This is a genomic window from Microcoleus sp. N9_A2 (genome assembly GCF_036701775.1).
Classification (GTDB): Bacteria; Cyanobacteriota; Cyanobacteriia; order Cyanobacteriales; family Microcoleaceae; genus Microcoleus.
Genome location: NZ_JAUBRH010000055.1, coordinates 7717 through 25642, shown reverse-complemented (window position 1 = coordinate 25642; position 17926 = coordinate 7717). Strand labels below are relative to the sequence as shown.

Genomic DNA, 17926 nt, shown 5'->3' with positions numbered 1-17926 from the left:
CATCTGGCACCATTGGCAATAAGTTTTTCAAGAATAGGCAAGATGCCTGTTCCACAAGACATTAAGTTTATTGTGGAACAGGCATCTTGCCTGTTCGCAAGAAGCGAGACGCTCGCACTATATCATTGTTCGCTTTGTTTCGTCACCTCAACATAAATATGTTCTAAACGCACCGGATACCGAGCAATTGAGTCAATAGAAATCCCGTCGAACAGCAAAATAATCTCTTTTAATTCTAAACGTTCCGGCAGCCAAAAAGCTAAATCGCTACCGTAGCGGCGGGGGATGAAACTGTATTGTTTAGCGCGGGCGATGACTTCAGCTTCTGCGTCGGTTTTTACCACGATAATTTCTTGAGCCGGAATCAGTTTTTGCAACTCTTCTAAACTACCTTCAGCTACAATACTGCCATTTTTAAGAATCCCGATTTTCTGACAAAGACGCTCAGCTTCATCCAACAAGTGAGTTGTTAGCAAAATTGTAATTCCTTCCGATTGCAAGCGCTGAATTAACTCCCAAATTTCATAGCGAGCCTCAATATCTAAACCCGTTGTCGGTTCATCTAAAATTACTAATTTAGGCTGGTGTACCAATGCTACCGCAATATTCAAACGCCGCTGCATTCCTCCGCTCAAAGTTTCTACTGGGCTGGTAGCTCTATCTGTCAAATTTACTGCTTTCAAACAGTGTCTTACTTGATAGCGGCGCTGTTTGCGCTCTAAGCCGTAAATTTGAGCAAAAAAGTTGAGGTTTTCCTCGCAGCTAAGGCTTTTGTAAAGCAAATTTTCTTGGGGCGCTACCCCTATTAACAATTTTGTAGCTTCGGAAACAGGTTCGCCATTAATAGAAACTTTGCCGCTGTCGGCATTTAGCAAATTACATAAAATATTGATAGTTGTAGTTTTTCCCGCCCCGTTTGGCCCGAGCAAACCGTAAATTTCTCCAGCTTGAATGTGCAGTGTTAAATCTTTAAGCACTGAACGCTCGCCATAGGACTTATTTAGCTTTTCTATTTGCAGCACTGCTTTAATTCTCCGTATTATTTTATATATTTACGGTTGTTTTTGAACGATTAAACCGCAGAGAGCGCAGAGGGCGCTGAGTCAGAGAAGAGAGAGATGAATAATTACGACATAATGAGATCAGTTTTAAAGTCTTCTTTCTACTCTCAGCATCCTGCGATAAGAAAGCCATCCACCTGCAATCATGGCAATAGAAAATATGAATAAATACCAAAAGTGTCCGGCAATATCAGCCAAATCTTTGCCCTCAGCCCACACGCCCATCAGCGCTTCGTTCATGTGATAAATTGGATTGTACTGGGCGAGTTCCAGCAGACTTTTGGGAAACAGCGAAGTCGGCAAAAATGCGCCTCCTAAAATTAACAAAGGAACGCCGAAAGCTGCTACTAGGGAGTTGACATCTTCGGTGCGCCTCGCAAACTGCGTGCCAAGAATAAAGCCTACACCTACATAAGATACAATACTGAGCAGAATAATCGCACATCCTAGCAGGATAGAGCCTTGAAATTGTGCTCCTAAACAAGAGGCGATCGCATATACTAAAATTACCTGACCGATGCCAATGCAACTATGAGCCAGGAAAATTCCTAAAAAGTAGGAAGTGCCGCTCAGCGGGGAAATAAACAAGCGTTTGAGGGTATGCTGTTCTCGCTCTGCTACTACTGTTGCTACGCTACCACCGAGACAGCTAAAAAATAAAGCTGCTCCTACTAAGCTTGCAGGTGCAGCAGTTTCAAAGGCTTTTGCTGTGGTGAGATTCGCGCGTTCTTTTAAAATTAAACCGTTAATTAGCAAGATAGAAACTGGAAAAATACTCCACAAGACTAAGCTGCGTCGCCGCCTCCCCAATTCAATTAAAATTCGCTGTGCTACTGCAAGCGTTTCGTACCAGTATTTCATAAGAAATCTATTAATTAGTATTGTGAGAATTGGGAATTGGTAATGACGCCACCGGATATCATACCATAGAAATACAAATAAGTTTAACTCTCAATCAAAAACCCGCAGACGCGGGTTTTATGATTTTAGCAAGATAGATTTTAATACCAGTTTAAAAGAAGAATAGACTTGCATTGCAAAAGTTCTTTTAATCAAATTTTGGTGCAGGCGGGACACCCCACAAGAAAAAATGATTTTTGTGGGATGGGCCACATATCCGCCATAGCTATTTTTGCAATAGACAAGATTGCCAAAGTCATAAACTATTCAGGAAAAGCATCTGCGTTAATCGGTGTTTATCTGCTTTTAATCTGCGGTTGCTCTATCAATCAAAGATTTATGAAAGAAGTCTAATCTTGTCTAATGGAACTGTAGGGCCGCGACCCAAAACGATATCGAATCAGTCATTCCCAATCACAAATCGCAAACCAAAAATCGCAAATGGTATAATTTGTCGGCGTCTGTCGCTGAATTCAATTAATACTAAAGTTTGTACCTCTGTAGCATCCTTGAAAAGAAGTTAAACTTGTGCGATTTCTCTGTTCCAATTTAGTCACGAGGGAAGAAGTATTGCTACTTTCAGCGGTAGCACCCCATTTGTAGATAAAGTCGCCGAGAGAGTCTCCCGTTTCTTCGTAGCTGTGCTCTTCTACCGGAATTCCCAAAACTCCTGAAACAGTTTGGTTGTGGTATCCGTTAACGATGATTTTTTCGATAATTGCGCCCGGTTCTGCGGTAATGTTCCATTGCACGGGTTCATAGGCTGAAAGTGCGAGAATTATGGGCTTGTTTCGGCGTTCTACTTTGATTTCGATCCTCTGCGAGGGCTTCGCTAACGCACTTTTTGATAAATCTCGATTCCCGTGATCCGCATTGGCTTCATAAACGCCTATTACATGAAGTTCTTTGTTTCCGCTTGAGGAACCGATATAAGCTGAAAAATCGTCGGAACCGCCAAGCCCGCAGTTGGCTGCAGAACTAATTGGGGAAATAAAAGCCGCTTTTTCGGCGATTTTCTGCTGCACGGCTGGCACTACCCACAATCCGGTTCCGATGCCCAAAGCACCTATCAAAGCGGCCGCGATACCGAAAGGAAGGGCAGTTGTGAGGTTGCGAACAACTGGTTTGGCTGTTAGTTGAGATAGGGTTTGCTGCCAAGTTTCACCAGTTTGTCGATCGGCATTCCCGCCATCGAGACAGGCCAATAAACCTAAACTTTCCGGCTGTTCGAGCAGATTCTGAACTATTTTCCCTTCGCCGACGTAGAGATTTCTAGTTTCGGTGTCTAAAAGCAGCCAGTAGCGATCGCCCTCGCCGAGGTTGTACTCTTGTACCGCAGGATCGACTAAATCGTGCTGCAAAAACACCAGCCAAGCCATATTATTGCCAGTGCCGACTGTTTTGCCGTCGCTGGAAATAAGTTGGTCGATGTCGGGTTCCCAGCGCCAAGCTACCCAGCGACTATCTCCTCGATAGCCGAGGGATTTTTCAAGTTGCGGATGAGCGGTTATTTCTAAACGTTGAACTAAGTTTGACACTAGATGTCCTCCTCAAGTGCGATCGGGTCTAGAGCAATTTTGTTGAAATTTAAAACAAATATTTTGCTCATAAATAGCCTCAGAATAATCGGGTTAATTTGGTCTCGCTAATGTTATCAGTCGGTACTTTCCCAACCACACTGGCTTAACAAAAATATGCCTGTTTAATGGTTTAGCTTGGGAACTTGGAGCTGGCGAGCACCCGCCTGGTAATAATTTTAACCTGTGCCGATCGCTAATCCTGTTACGGATTAAAGCTAGCTATCTATCACTGCTTCTACCTGGTTGTCCAGTTTTGAAAGAGTGCTTGGCCCATAGGGTCTACAAATTCTTAGCTTAACTTTTATTTCGCTATTCTGCTACAAAATATGCCGATCGCACCTGACATCAATATTACGCAGGTAAATAAATATTTCGGCTTTCTCGTGGGTGAACAATCCCTGAAAAAGAGATGGTTTCAGAGAAACCCGGTTTCTGTGAAAGTTCTCACACTTCGCCGATTACTGGCGGGGGCCATCAATCGCATCTCTAGTCGGTGCAACACCTCCAGGGCCAAAGGAACTCGGCGGCACTCTCGGAAGATTGAGATTGGGATTGGGAACTAAATCGCTGTTGCTGTCGCCAGCAGTTCCACCCGTGGGAGACACACTGTTATTGGGAGTGGTATAAGGCGCACTTCCCGGATTGAGATTATTGGGATTGGTGGTTGGCGAAGTTCCCGGATTGACATTGTTGGGATTGGTGGTTGGCGAAGTTCCCGGATTGACATTATTGGGAGTACCTGCAGGCGAAGTTCCCGGATTGGCATTGTTGGGAGTACCTGCAGGCGAAGTTCCCGGATTGGCATTGTTGGGAGTACCTGTCGGCGAAGTTCCCGGATTGGCATTGTTGGGATTGTTGGGATTTGCCGTGCCGGCAGGAGTAGTTATCGGCGTGCCGACAGCATCTCTGGTGATGGCGTTGGGGTTCGGGGGAGGAGGCGGAGTGCTTGCATTGGGGTTATTTGCAGGAGCATTGCCCGCAGCCGGAGCAGCGTTTTGGGGAGCAGCATTGCTGCCACACAAGCTGACTAAATCAAAAGTTGTGCCGCCTGGAGTTTCGATGAAGCAAACCGGCACATTTACTTGGGGATTTGAGGCTCTGGGAAAATCGGCTGTTCCCGGCATGGGACGGCTAAAGACAGCTTCAGCCATCAGTGGGGTCAAGGCCGCCGATAGAGCGGCGATTGTTCGCAATAATCTCATCAGCGTTTCCTCAAATGTTAAAGTTTATTTTCTCCAGTATTGCCCATAAATCGCCAAGTGTCGTCACTCTAAAAGCCGATGTTTTTGACAACTGCTTCTACAGGGCCACCGCTGACTAAAACATCTCGCGCCGACAGAAAGTACAGGTAGAAAAAGCCGAGAGTGCCACAATCGCGCATCCGTTGCCCTTCTTCCTTAATATTTTTAGTACCGAATTCGCGGGTCAATATAAGCATTCAAAATATCAATTACAATGCTGGCAATTACGACAATTGCCGCAAAAAACACCACAATACCTTGAACAGTTGGATAATCCCGCAAGCTAATCGCTTCGTAAAGGCGATTTGCCAGCCCCGGCCAAGAAAAAGTAACTTCTGTTAAAATAGCGCCGCCCAACAGTGCAGCAAAAGTCAATCCTAAGACAGTAATCACTGGAATTAGTGCATTTTTCAGAGCGTGAGCCCATAAAATCTGCAATTCGGGAATGCCTCTAGCTCTAGCTGCTTCGACATAATCTGCTTGCAAAGTTTGCTTGAGATTCACCCTGACAATGCGCTCGAAAATGCCACTCAAAAGAATCCCCAGCGTCAAACTCGGAAGTGCCAAATAATGCAAAGATGTGAGAAACTGACCAGGGTTAGCGCTGAGGAGACTGTCAATAGTGTATAGTCCTGTGTAGCCTTCGGGGGCGGGGAATGTCACGGGAAAGCGAGTTCCCAAGGGAAACCATCCCAACTGCACTGCGAAAATCAATTGCAAAACCATACCAGCCCAAAAAGCCGGCAGCGAGTAAGTGATAATGCCAAACAAACGGCCTGCAGCATCGAAAATAGTGTTGGGGCGAGATGCTGCTAGGGAACCGATACTGATGCCGACAATTAAAGCTATGGCCATGCTACAAACTGCTAATTCCACTGTAGCGGGGAAATAATCTCCGATAATTTGCCACACGGTTTGTCCGCGAGTGGTGATGGAGGTTCCTAAGTCCAGACTGAATAAGTCTTTCATGTAGTTGAGATATTGCTCCCACAAGGGTGCGTCGAGGCCGAGTTGAGTTCGCATTGCTTCTTTGGCGGCTGCGGGAGCTCGTGAGCCGAGAATGGCATCTATGGGGTCGCCCGGAGTGGCCCGCAGTAACAAAAATACTGCTGTGGTGATTGTCCACAACATTAGCGGTGCGAGGAGCAAGCGGACAAAAATATAAGATTGCAGGGCTTTGGAACGAGACATAATATTTGGGAATTGCCAATTGCGAAGTCATTAGTCATTAGCCAGATGTTGAAGGCATCAGGCAGATGGGGTAGAAGGTGGAAGAAACAGCTTATTGTGTATGCGACTTCCGTGTCGCGAATCAGGGGAATTGAGAATTGCGAATAGACAGTTGAGTTGATTTTTGCGAAAAAGTCGATCGACTTTTTCGCAATTCCCGATTTTCCTATTCGCCCAGCAGCGATTCAAATGCAGCTTGCAAAGACTTGATATCGCCTACTCTGGCTACTAACAAGTTTTCGCTGCCGGCATCCTGCAGTCTGTGCTTCCAATAGTGGATGCTATCGGAGTTGTTCATCCAGAAACTAATCACAGTGTCTACAACTCGATCGACATCCCAGCCGCGATCTGGAGAAACTGTCTCCACGGATGCCACAAACGCATCGAGAGTACACTTCCGGTTTGCCAAGTATTCTACACCAGACGGCTGCTGTTGTTGCAGCAATTCCTGCTGCTGGTTAAAAAATGTTAAAGTTGGAGATACGCCCAGGATTTCAAATGTATAGTTCATGTCATCCTCCAGAAGTATTATTTTGCCAAAATGTCGCTCGTCCAAAAAAGCCAAAAACGCTTTACTTTGCTGGCGTTGATGAAATGCAGGTGCTTCAATTATCCTCTTTGTAGTCGATGGCTTACGCCCCGCTACGCTACGGGATTTTGGCGGCTTATCTTATTAATAGCAAATTTTTCAACACCAAATTGTCACAGAATTTACATTTGTCCTGGCACTGTAGAAAAAAATAAAATAAAATTTTTATTAAGCCGGGGTAAGGTGGGCAATCCGCACGGGGAGGAAGTGATAGGATTTTAGATTTTAGATTTTAGATTTTAGATTTTAGATTTTAGATTTTAGACTGGGAATGATTGATAAATTAAGGGTTTGGAGATTACCTACTGTTATATTCTTTGTTTACCAGAAATAATTGGTTTAAAGCCTCTCCCATAAGCGGGAGAAATTAAAAGAAGACTATTCATTACTCCAATCCTCTTCCTTCCAGGTAGAGGTAGCTATCAACTGTCAACTGTCAACTGTCAACTGTCAACTGTCAACTGTCAACTGGTGTGACTTTTTGACCGGGAAACCCCAGAGCGATCGCCACATTCAGGCAAGTAGTGGCATCATTGATATTACAAGTTTTTACAGTAGCGGTGGAAACCTTAGCCAAGTGTTGAGCGACCGGTCACCGCACTTCAGTCTTGCTATGCGACTTTGTAACTTATATCAAGGGCATCTTTTAAACGACAAACGATACGCAAACCCGGTAGGTGTCACAATATTGATGTTATTAAAAAGTCTGAGCAGGTTGTCTGATGAAAAGCTCGCCCAAGATGTCACTGAGCCTAGTTTTGTTGATACCGCTGGTGGTGCAAATCTCCGTAGCAGTCGGCGTGACTGGATGGCTATCGTTTCGCAACGGCCAGAAAGCCGTCAATGACCTTGCTAGTAGGTTAAGCTTGGAAGTCGCAGCGAGAACTAAAGAAAATTTCCGCAGTTTTGGGGATGTGTCTCATTTATTTCTGCAAATGAATACTGCTGCGATCGCCTCTGGAAACTTAGATCCCGAAGACTTCCCCAACTTAGAGCGTTATTTGTGGAACCAGACCAAGCTGAGCGATCGAACTACAACCATTTACTACGGCGACGAACAGGGCAAATTCCTTTTGCTCAAAAGAGAAGCAGAAGACTTAGTATACATCAGAGACGAATCAACCGCTCCAAACCGCCAAATTTATCGCCTGGACAGCCAAGGAAATCGCACTGATATCATCCAAACCGCCGCCTATGACCCCCGTACAAGACCGTGGTACCAAGCTGCCAAACAGTTAGGAAAAGCCACTTGGTCTCCCATCTACGTCTTCACGGCCTCGCCAGTGCTGGGGATTACGCCGGTGATGCCTATTTACAATCAAACAGGAAACCTGCGGGGGGTACTGGCAATAGACCTGACTCTTTCTCAAATCAGCGATTTTCTCAAAAGCATCAAAATTAGCCCGTCGGGACAAGTTTTTGCGATCGAACGCAGCGGGGAAATAGTTGCCAGTTCCACAGACGAACTGCCCTTTGTCACCGACAAAGACGGACAAAAACGGCTGTTGGCGACTAGGAGCAAAAATTTGCTCATTCGATCGGCCTCCACATACTTGCAAAAACAATTTGGCAGTTTTACACAAATTAACAGCCAAGGACAGTTTACCTTCGATCTAGACGGCAAACGTCAGTTCATTACGGTTGCTCCCCTGCAAGACGGCCGTGGCCTCGATTGGCTGATTGTAGTCGCAATCCCGGAAGCAGACTTTATGGAGCAAATTAATGCCAATACTCGCATAACTATTTTATTGTGCTTTTTTGCCTTCGTACTGGCGATCGCACTCGGAATTTTCACGTCTCGCTGGGTTGTCACACCAATTACCCGATTGCTAGAAGCTTCCAAAGCTTTAACAAAAATGTCCGAATCTGCCGACTTCACATCCTCCGCAGAATTAGACGGCGAAGTCGAAGTTAAAGGCGTCAACGAACTCGGCCTCCTGGCTCAGTCTTTCAATCAAATGGCCCGACAATTGCGATCGTCTTTTGTTGCCCTAGAACAAACAAACTCTAGTTTAGAACAGCGAGTAGCAGAGCGGACTGCCGAACTCGAAGCTGCAGAAGCAGAATTGCGGGCTTTGTTTGCAGCTATGAACGAATTAATTCTAGTTGTGGACTCCACCGGTCGCTATTTAAAAATCGCGCCCACCAATCTTTCCCTACTCTACAAACCAGCCGAAGAATTAGTTGGCAAAACAGTCGGAGAGGTGTTTCCGCAAGCTACAGCCGACAATTTTCTCAACCACATCCGAGCTGCTTTAGATACTCAGCAAACTGTCAGCATCGAGTACGATTTAACCATTGACGACCGTGAAGTTTGTTTTGCCGCCAGCATTTCGCCGCTTTCAGAAAAATCCGTCATTTTGGTAGCCCGCGATATTACCGAACAGAAGCGAGCCGAATCCGTGCGGCGCCAAAGGCAAAAACAATTGCTCAAACAAAATACGGTTTTGGTAGAATTGGCAAGAAATAAAGCGCTATATCGAGGCAATTTGCAAGTAGCTTTGAGGCAAATCACCGAAGCGGCAGCTCATACCCTAGATGCAGAACGAGCCGGAGCGTGGTTGTATGATGAAAGCCGATCGAAACTGCAATGTCTCGACCAATTTCACCGCAGCAACCCGCAGCATTCCCAAGGTACTGAACTCGCAGCAGCAGACTATCCAGCTTATTTTAAAGCTTTGGAAGAACACCGGACGATCGCAGCCGATGACGCTCTCTCAGATGTTAGAACCACAGAATTTGCCGAATCTTACTTTTCAAAAGTGGGTACTACATCAACCTTAGATGCGCCGGTGCGGCTGGGAGGACAAACAGTCGGAGTCATCTGTATCGAACAAGTGGGAACTCCTCGTAACTGGACAGTAGAAGAACAAAATTTTGCTGCTTCCCTCGCAGATTTGGTATCATTGGCGATCGAAGCCAGCGAGCGCGATCGTACACAAAGCGCTCTGCGTCAAGCAGAACAAAAATATCGTAGCATCTTTGAAAATGCCGTTGAAGGCATTTTTCAAAGAACCCCCGAAGGCCACTTCTTGAGCGTAAATCCAGCTTTAGCCCGCATCTATGGCTACGCCACTCCCGAAGAATTGACATCAAATCTCACAAACATCAGGCAGCAAGCTTACGTCAATCCTCAGCAGGGCGACAAGTTTATGCGGGTGATGGAAGAATTCGGAGAAGTTTCGGGGTTTGAGTCACAAGTTTACCGCGTTGACGGCAAGGTAATTTGGATTTCTGAAAGCGCGCGTGCAGTGTGCGACGCCAATGGCGAGGTACTCTACTATGAAGGCAGCGTCGAGGATATTAGCGATCGCAAAGTCTTTGAATCCGCCTTGCAACTCGCCGCAGAAGCAGCCGAAGCCGCTTCCACCGCAAAAAGCGCATTTTTGGCAAACATGAGTCACGAACTGCGAACACCTCTGAATGCCATCATCGGCTACAGCGAAATGCTCCAAGAAGAAACCGAAGAATTGGGCTACGATGAACTCACCCCAGATTTAGACAAAATCCGCACTTCCGGCAGACACTTGCTGTCGCTAATTAACGACATTCTCGACATTTCTAAAATCGAAGCCGGTCGCATGGATCTTTACTTAGAAACCTTCGACATCGCCGCCTTGATTAAAGAAGTCGCCTCCACCGCCGTGCCACTAATTCAGAAAAACGGCAACACTCTCAACTTACACAAAATTAGTAATATCGGCACTATGCACGGGGACATTACGAAAGTGCAGCAGATTTTATTGAATTTGCTGAGCAATGCCGCCAAATTCACTCAAAACGGTACAATTACCCTCACAGCCAGCCGAGAAAAAATTGCGGGCGACAGCAGCGAAGCAAAACAAGAAAACACTTCTGAACCTACGGCGAATTCTCAATCCTCAAGTGCTAGTAAAGAATTTTTAGTTGTTAATTGTACAGATACAGGAATTGGGATGAATTCAGACCAATTGCAGCATATTTTTCAACCCTTTGCCCAAGCAGACGCTTCCACCACCCGCAAGTACGGCGGCACCGGTTTGGGACTGGCAATCAGCCAGCGTTTTTGCCTAATGATGGGCGGCAATATTTCCGTAAAAAGTCAAGAGGGTGTTGGTTCTACTTTTACGATCCGCTTACCTGTTAATACTTAAACAAGCAATTCTCAAGTAATTTGTAATTTGTAATAGCAATTATGAAAAATTATGCAACTATCGTGTAAGGTGCGGATACATGAGATTGTCGATTGAATTTAGGGATTTTTTTATAGCGACGCACCCTACAAATACCAAGATTGGTATTTTTGATGTATTCTTGTATTAACAAATTTCGTAGGGGCGGGTTCACCAACCATCTTTGATTCACATCCAAAATATTAAAAAACCCGCCCCCCCCCAACTAACCCTGATTAGGGAACAGGTTTTTGGGGTTTTGCGATGGGTGGGGGCGGGTTTTTTAGTTCGGGAATTTGGCGATGTAAATTTGGGTGAACCCGCCCCTACAAATATTTGAATTACTAACTCCCAATTACCTTTGAATGCTGCGCGGATCGAGAGCATCCCGCAACCCATCCCCCAATAAATTAAACGCCAAAACAGTCAAAATAATCAGTATCGCCGGAGGCCAAACCAACCAAGGCTGCAACACTAAAATTGAAGCATTAGTAGACAGGGATAGCAAATTTCCCCAAGAAGGATCTGGCTGTTGAATTCCCAGTCCAATTAAACTCAAAACCGACTCCGCCACAATAAAACCCGGAACAGACAAAGTAGCAGAAATAATTACATAAGTAGCAGTTTGTGGCAAAACGTGGCGGACAATAATATAAATTGGATTGGCACCCATTGCCCGCGCCGCTTGCACAAATTCTCGTTGTTTAATTGAGAGAACTTGGCCGCGAATCACCCGCGCTAAACCCGCCCAACTGATAAATGAAGTAATCAGCACAATCAATATAAATCGCTGAGCACTTGTCAATTCCGGGGGCAGCACTGCTGCTAGCGCTACTAATAAATAAAGACCGGGAATCGTCATCAATACTTCGGCGAAACGCATTAATATACTATCAATCCAACTGCCGAAATAACCAGATATGCCTCCGACAAACAATCCCAAGGGAAAAGAAATTGCTATTCCTACTAAGCCGATGCTGAGGCTAATTCTGCTGCCGTGTACTAAGCGACTGAATTGATCGCGAGCTTGTTCATCCGTGCCTAAAAGATTAATTTGGCCTTCTCCTGTAGTGCCAAACAGGTGCCTGTCGAAAGGCAAAAATCCTAAAAATTTATAGGGGGAAGCTTTGACAAATAAACCAACAGCAGAGGGTTTTTGCCAGTCTACAATTACCTCACGAGCGCCGGTATTCGCATCCACCGAGCCCTGAGTAGTCGGATAAACGTGGGGGCCGATAAAGCGCCCGTCTTGGGTGCTTAAATAAATCCGAGTCGGCGGCAGCAATGAACCGTTTAATTGAGAGTCGTAGGGGTCGTAAGGTGCCACAAATTCAGCGAAAAGTGCGACTGTATAAAAAATTAACAGCAGCACTGCTCCCAACCGAGCCAGAGGATTCTTTTTAAGATTTTGCCACCATTTCATAATTTTTGAGGTTTGAGATTTTAAGTGGTTCGTAGTGAGGAATTTAGTTCTTTCTTAACGGAATCAGTAGACCTCTTGCATAGATATTTGATTGATAGATCAACCGCAGATTCAAGGCAGATAAACACAGATTAACGCAGATCCCTTTCGAGAATTGAGAGTGAATGAGTGCAAGATGTCTAGTAGCAATGGCTGAATTCCTTACTAATAAAAGTTTTCTGGACTCAAGTCTTTACTACAAACATTAGACTATTTTTGTTCGTCTGGAACCAAAATTATTCTACTTTCATCCTCTGTTATTTTTCCCAACTCCTCGCCGCTAAAAGGATTGTAGAAAAACGAGCCTGTTTGGGGAGGCAATTTGGGATTGAGTAAAATTTCTACGATACTTTTTACAACCCCAGTGAGCGGAATTGCGAGGATAACTCCTAACAACCCTCCTACTCTACCTCCTAACAGCAAAGCTGTGAAAATAATTACCGGGCTCAATCCGGTGAGATTGCCCATGATTCGGGGAGCTACTAAATTATCCTTGATTTGCTGGAGACCGATCGCAATTACTAAGACTTGCAGCGCCAGCCACCAATCGATAAACGCTACAATTATGCTAACAGTGCCAATTCCCAACGTTGCTCCAATAAACGGAATTATTTCCGTCAATCCTATAAACACGGCAAACAGCAGGAAAAACGGAACTTGCAGCCACCAAAAAGCCAGAGTCAACGAGATAGCCATCAATAGTCCCAGCAATAACTGTCCTGATACAAATCGCTGGAGGTTTCGCTGCAAAGTCTCTGTTAAAACATAGCGAATGTCTGGGGAAAAAATACTGGTTAAACCCTGCCAAACTCTTTGCCCGTCTAGGAGCATATAAAAGGAAATCACCACAATAAAAATCAAGTCCAAAAACCAGTTAACAGTACCGACAACTAAGCCTAGACTCGTACCTGCGATCGCCTGCACTTGTTCCTGCACTTTCGCTGATAGCTGCTGCTCCAATATTTGCACGTTAAACGGCAAATTGCGCTCGGCACTCCATGCTTGAAATTCAGCTAGCTGCAGTCGCCCCGACTCCAGTAAATCCGGGAACCTCACCCCCAACTGTCTCGCTTGGCTGAACACGGGTGGCACAATAGTTAAACCGATTACTACTACTACCACACCTGCTGTTAAATAAACCAGCCCCGCAGCTACTCCCCGGGGCAAAAATACTTGCAGTCTTTTTACTGCATAATTTAATAAAAATGCAATGAGTCCCGCTGTTACTAAAATGCTGACCAGTTCCCCAACATAACTGATAGCAGTCAGGGTAAACCATCCCGTCACTAGCATTAGTAGCCAAGTAATTAGAAACTGTTGGACGGGAGAAAAGACGCTATTCATTGTGATTTTTTTTAAATAAAGTGGCACAACTTTTTCGGCAGATGTGCCGTATTATACAATAAACACGTGAGAGTATAGGTTAGGAATAATCAGTTCAAGATTAGACTGACTTTTCTCAGCATTGATAGATAGGTGACGGCCAAGCCAGTTGGGGAGAGACAATGCCAGCCCGATCGACCCCACGCCCGGAAATCACGCTAATATTCAGTATGCCCCAGAGGCAGATCAAATTAAATGTCGATCATACAAACTTTGATCAAACTTCGATCGAAATCGCCATTCTCAGGTGAAATGACGCCACACTCACCCAAAAGGAGGACGCCGGACTGCTCAGGTCATCCGCTAAAATGAACTAAATAATATCGTAATCTTTCTTTACAATATAAAAAAGGAAAGGCTCATACTGGCGAGAGGTAAACCAACAGTGTATTTTTTACTAACAAATAATTACATTTGCTCACAAACACTATAGATTGAGTGAATGGCATATATACCACTCAGAAAAGCAGTCGAATTTCTGGGCTTGCACGCAAACACCTTAAGAAAGTACGCAGATGAAGGCAAAATCAAAAGCATCAAAAACGAAGCAGGGCAAAGACTCTACGATGTCGAGTCATACCAGCGCGGTGCAATTGGATCTGCCACTATTTGCTACTGTCGCGTCAGTTCAACCAAACAGCGAGACGACCTTGCTAGACAAGTTGAATTTATGCGAGAACGATATCCAGAAGCCGAAATCGTCCAAGACATCGGCTCTGGACTCAACTTCAAAAGGAAAGGACTGCAAGCCCTGCTGGTCAGACTTATGCGCGGAGATCAGCTCAAGATTGTTGTTGCCTGTAGAGACAGATTGTGCAGATTCGGATTTGAGCTATTCGAGTTTATGGTCAAGCAAAACGGTGGAGAACTCCTGGTTCTCTCAAACCCTGTTCACTGTCCAGAGGATATAGACAATGACAAGGCTAACTAAAGATCAGCACAACCAAATAATTATTCGCTATCAAGATGGGGAGCTTTGCTCGGATCGGGCTAGAGACTTTGAGGTAGACAGGTCTTCTGTCTACTCACTCCTTCAAAGAAGAGGCGTTCAGATGCGGGATAGGAGTTATGTTTTCAGAAAAGCCTCTGGGCATTTTTTAAACGAGTCAGCCTTTGATGCTGCTTCCGATGATGCTACCTATTGGCTAGGATTCTTGTTGGCTGATGCCGCAATCGTTGGCAACACGGTTGCGCTGTGCCTTCAAGAAAAAGACTCTTTTCACCTAGAAAAGTTTAGACAATTCGTTGAGGGATCTCAGGCTATTCTCGAAATCGAATCAACAAAATCATGTAGATACGCTTTTCAATCAGTCAAAATCATCAATAAGTTAAAAGAGTTTGGAATCACAGAGAGGAAATCACATACTGCATCTGTGCATTCCCGCCTTTCCAATAATGTGCATTTTTGGCGAGGAATGATTGACGGGGACGGGTCTATTGGGGTTTATGCAAATCATGCAAAAAAGACAGCAAGGATGGAATTGTGCGGCTCTAGTTCTGTCATTTTCGCATTCTGTAGATTTGTTGAACAAGCTCTTGGACTCACGATGAATCCAAGCCAGCACAGAAACATACATCGTGTTCAAAGTAGGTGGCAAGCCTGCGGCACAAGTTGTCAACCTGCTGTATGAAGATGCTATTACTGCCTTGGATCGCCAAGCCTTATCTGCTATTGAAGTCTGGCAGTGGAGCAATCTCTAAATGGTGCTCGTGGGATTTTCCTGCGGGCATCGGTTGATACGCCTTGGTTGAAACAGTATCTCAATTTATGTGTTTGTTAGTAAACATTAGCAAAAAAATATCGGAACTACCGTGACTAATCAAGTTTTTTCAGAAGCCGAAGAAAAGCAACCCCTACCCCCCGTGGAGAACGGGCGCGACAATAATTCAGCAGTGGATGTACCTGAAAGTGAGGTGTCAGACCAATCTCGCTGGCAATTCTCCGCTGAGGAAGATGAACGAGAAGTTGCGCTGGAAGTTCCAGAAATGGAGGGGGAACAGGTTTGGGAACCAGAAGCAACTGAAGTTGGGCCCCGCAAAGAAATCAGGTGGCCGGCCTTGTTGGCGGGCGCAGGGGTTGGCGTGGCTGCAACGCTGCTAGCAGTAAACTTGACTGGGGGCAAGCAGAGTTCGCCTCCGGCAGCTCCAATTCCATCGGTAAACCAGCAGGTGACGGCTCCGACGGTGACAGTGGCGCCTGTGGAATCTGCCCAGGTGGGTGAAACTTTGGAAGCGACGGGCACCGTGGCAGCCTATGACTTGCTGCCGGTGCTGCCACAAGCCAACGGTTTGCAAATCAAGCAGGTGTTGGTGAATGAAGGGGATGCGGTAGAAAAAGGTCAGACGATGGCGGTTTTGGACGATTCGGTGCTACGATCGCAAATTGCCGAAGCGCTGGCGGGAGTACAATCGGCGAATTCTACGGTAGAACAAGCCGAAGCTCAGGTGCAGCAAGCTCAGTCAGCCCAACAAGAAGCCCAAGCCGGCGTTGCTCAAGCCCAAGCTGGCGTTGAAAAAGCCATCGCTGACGCAGCGCAAGCCAAAACAGGCGTCGGCCAGGCAAGAGCCGGTGTGGAACAAGCTAAAGCCGGTGTCACTCAAGCTAAAGCAGGCATTGCCTCCGCCCAGGCTAAATTAGATCAGGCTCAAAGAGAAGTAAATCGCAGCCAAAATTTGGCGACTCAGGGAGTAATTAGTCAGCAAGATTTAGAAAGACGCAAGACAGAGCGGCAGACTGCTGTTCAAGACTTGAACAAAGCTAAAGCTGACTTGAATACAGCTTTGGAAGAACAGAATAAAGCAGCGGAAGAAGTGCGATCGGCTATTGCTCAAGTAGCTACTGGTGAAGCTAATATCAGTACGGCTAGAGCAGCCCTCGCCAGCGCTCGTGCAAAAGTGAATACGGCCGGAGCGAGTGTCAGCAGTGCCAGAGCAAATGTCGGAAATAACGCAGCAAGTGTCCGCAGCAATGATGCCCAAGTCAAACAGTTACAAACTCAACTAGAACAAACTATTGTTCGAGCGCCGGATAGTGGCACTGTGGCTGAAAGAATTGGTCGAGTTGGGGATGTTTCTTCGGGAAGTCAAAAACTCTTTTCGATTATTCGCGGCAACAAGCTGGAACTGCAATTGAAAGTACCGGAAACTCAGGTTTCGCAAGTGCGGCCGGGAACAGCAGTGCAAATTACTTCGGATTCTGACAAGCGGATCAAGTTGTCAGGAACTGTGCGAGATATTTCGCCGCTAGTTGACCCGCAAAATCGGCAAGCTACGGTGAAGATTGATTTGTCGGCAAGCGAGTTTTTGCGATCGGGAATGTTTTTGCGCGCATCAATTGCGACGGCAACGGCTCAAGGTTTGAAAGTCCCTGCTAAAGCTATTTTACCGCAAGTTGACGGCAGTTCTATTGTTTACAAACTTGTCGGCCAGGACAAGGTGCAGGCTCAACCGGTGGAACTAGGGGAAATTTCCGGGGGTGCTGTGGGCGATTTGACTGCTGCTAAGGTGGTGGTTAAAAAGGGTTTGAAGGCGGGCGATCGGGTGGTTGTTACTGGGGCTGGTTTTCTTAAGGATGGCGCTGAGGTTAAGGTTGCTAAATAGTTATTGGTTAGGGTTATTTAGAGATTATGGCCTTTTTTTACCGCAGATGAAGGCGGATAAACGCCGATGAACGCAGATAACCACTGTCACTATTTCGATTACGCACGTCTACGGGGATTGCATAATTAAAACGTTGATATTGAGGTTATTCACCCCCTCATAGTGGATCTACTGATAACCAATCGTGGCGAGAAAACTCACTTTGGGCTCTTAGGATCGCGAATTAAATAACTTACAATTTTAATTGTTATTGTGGGATGGGCGTCCCGCCCGTCTTTTTTGGACGGGCGGGACGCCCATCCCACTTTCAAGAGTGGAAGTTATTTAATTCTCATTCCTTAGATCAGGAGATAAGATTAGAAATAATATCAATTTTGGTTGCGCCGGAATGATATCATGTCCGATCGAGTGACCGCGATTTAAAGGGCGGGTTTTTGAGATTGTCAATTATTGGCAGATATTTTTTGTGAACCAGCCCCTACCTTATTAGAGGTAATCGACCGGACATAATATGATATCAAATCCGCGCTTCATCCTCGTGATCAAGTCGCATCAAGCTGCCAACAAATATAGCGCAATTTTCAGATTTAAAGGGCGGGTTTTTGAGATTGTCAATTATTGGCAGATATTTTTTGTGAACCCGCCCCTACCGTATTAGAGGTAATCGACCGGACATAATATGATATCAAATCCGCGCTTCATCCTCGTGATCAAGTCGCATCAAGCTGC

13 protein-coding genes are annotated in these 17926 nt (G+C 45.6%); 4 read left to right on the top strand and 9 right to left on the bottom strand.

Features of this window, described 5'->3' with window-relative positions:
* Nucleotides 1-122: 122 nt before the first annotated feature.
* The 7 genes from QUA44_RS24130 to QUA44_RS24100 all read right to left on the bottom strand — a co-directional run bounded on the left by QUA44_RS24130 (nucleotide 123) and on the right by QUA44_RS24100 (nucleotide 6523).
* Nucleotides 123-1022, bottom strand: a complete 900-nt coding sequence (locus QUA44_RS24130) for an ABC transporter ATP-binding protein (RefSeq protein WP_333255061.1) — start codon at nucleotides 1020-1022, stop codon at nucleotides 123-125.
* Between the two features lie 126 nt (nucleotides 1023-1148).
* The gene (locus tag QUA44_RS24125) at nucleotides 1149-1922 is read right to left on the bottom strand and encodes an ABC transporter permease (RefSeq protein ID WP_333255058.1); all 774 of its coding nucleotides are present in this window, start codon (nucleotides 1920-1922) and stop codon (nucleotides 1149-1151) included.
* Between the two features lie 512 nt (nucleotides 1923-2434).
* Complete coding sequence (locus tag QUA44_RS24120) at nucleotides 2435-3499, bottom strand: hypothetical protein (protein ID WP_333255056.1); 1065 nt, start codon at nucleotides 3497-3499, stop codon at nucleotides 2435-2437.
* 500 nt (nucleotides 3500-3999) lie between these two features.
* Nucleotides 4000-4743, bottom strand: coding sequence for a hypothetical protein (locus QUA44_RS24115; RefSeq protein WP_333255054.1), 744 nt, complete (start codon nucleotides 4741-4743; stop codon nucleotides 4000-4002).
* A 68-nt stretch (nucleotides 4744-4811) separates the two neighbouring features.
* On the bottom strand, nucleotides 4812-4979 hold the full coding sequence (locus QUA44_RS24110) for a hypothetical protein (RefSeq protein WP_333255052.1): 168 nt from the start codon (nucleotides 4977-4979) through the stop codon (nucleotides 4812-4814).
* The gene (locus QUA44_RS24105; protein WP_333255050.1) at nucleotides 4948-5973 is read right to left on the bottom strand and encodes an ABC transporter permease; all 1026 of its coding nucleotides are present in this window, start codon (nucleotides 5971-5973) and stop codon (nucleotides 4948-4950) included. Before QUA44_RS24105 ends, QUA44_RS24110 begins: the two co-directional genes overlap by 32 nt.
* A 205-nt stretch (nucleotides 5974-6178) precedes the next feature.
* Entirely contained in the window at nucleotides 6179-6523 is a 345-nt protein-coding gene (locus tag QUA44_RS24100) for a hypothetical protein (protein WP_333255048.1), read from the bottom strand.
* 800 nt (nucleotides 6524-7323) lie between these two features.
* On the opposite strand from QUA44_RS24100, the gene QUA44_RS24095 reads away from it, so the two are divergent.
* Nucleotides 7324-10734, top strand: a complete 3411-nt coding sequence (locus QUA44_RS24095; protein ID WP_333255046.1) for a PAS domain S-box protein — start codon at nucleotides 7324-7326, stop codon at nucleotides 10732-10734.
* Nucleotides 10735-11107: 373 nt separating this feature from the next.
* On the opposite strand, the gene QUA44_RS24090 is transcribed toward QUA44_RS24095, so the two are convergent.
* Nucleotides 11108-12175 carry an ABC transporter permease gene (locus QUA44_RS24090; protein ID WP_333255044.1) on the bottom strand — a complete coding sequence of 356 codons (1068 nt, stop codon included), beginning with the start codon at nucleotides 12173-12175 and terminating at the stop codon, nucleotides 11108-11110.
* A 249-nt stretch (nucleotides 12176-12424) separates the two neighbouring features.
* Nucleotides 12425-13558 (bottom strand): AI-2E family transporter, encoded by a 1134-nt coding sequence (locus QUA44_RS24085; RefSeq protein ID WP_333255042.1) that lies wholly within the window; start codon nucleotides 13556-13558, stop codon nucleotides 12425-12427.
* A 481-nt stretch (nucleotides 13559-14039) separates the two neighbouring features.
* On the opposite strand from QUA44_RS24085, the gene QUA44_RS24080 reads away from it, so the two are divergent.
* The 3 genes from QUA44_RS24080 to QUA44_RS24070 all read left to right on the top strand — a co-directional run bounded on the left by QUA44_RS24080 (nucleotide 14040) and on the right by QUA44_RS24070 (nucleotide 17197).
* Entirely contained in the window at nucleotides 14040-14528 is a 489-nt protein-coding gene (locus QUA44_RS24080; RefSeq protein WP_333255040.1) for an IS607 family transposase, read from the top strand.
* A gap of 647 nt (nucleotides 14529-15175) precedes the next feature.
* Complete coding sequence (locus QUA44_RS24075) at nucleotides 15176-15298, top strand: hypothetical protein (protein WP_333276740.1); 123 nt, start codon at nucleotides 15176-15178, stop codon at nucleotides 15296-15298.
* Between the two features lie 111 nt (nucleotides 15299-15409).
* A complete protein-coding gene (locus QUA44_RS24070) occupies nucleotides 15410-17197 on the top strand; it encodes an efflux RND transporter periplasmic adaptor subunit (protein WP_333255036.1) in 1788 nt (595 codons plus the stop codon).
* Nucleotides 17198-17926 lie beyond the last annotated feature (729 nt).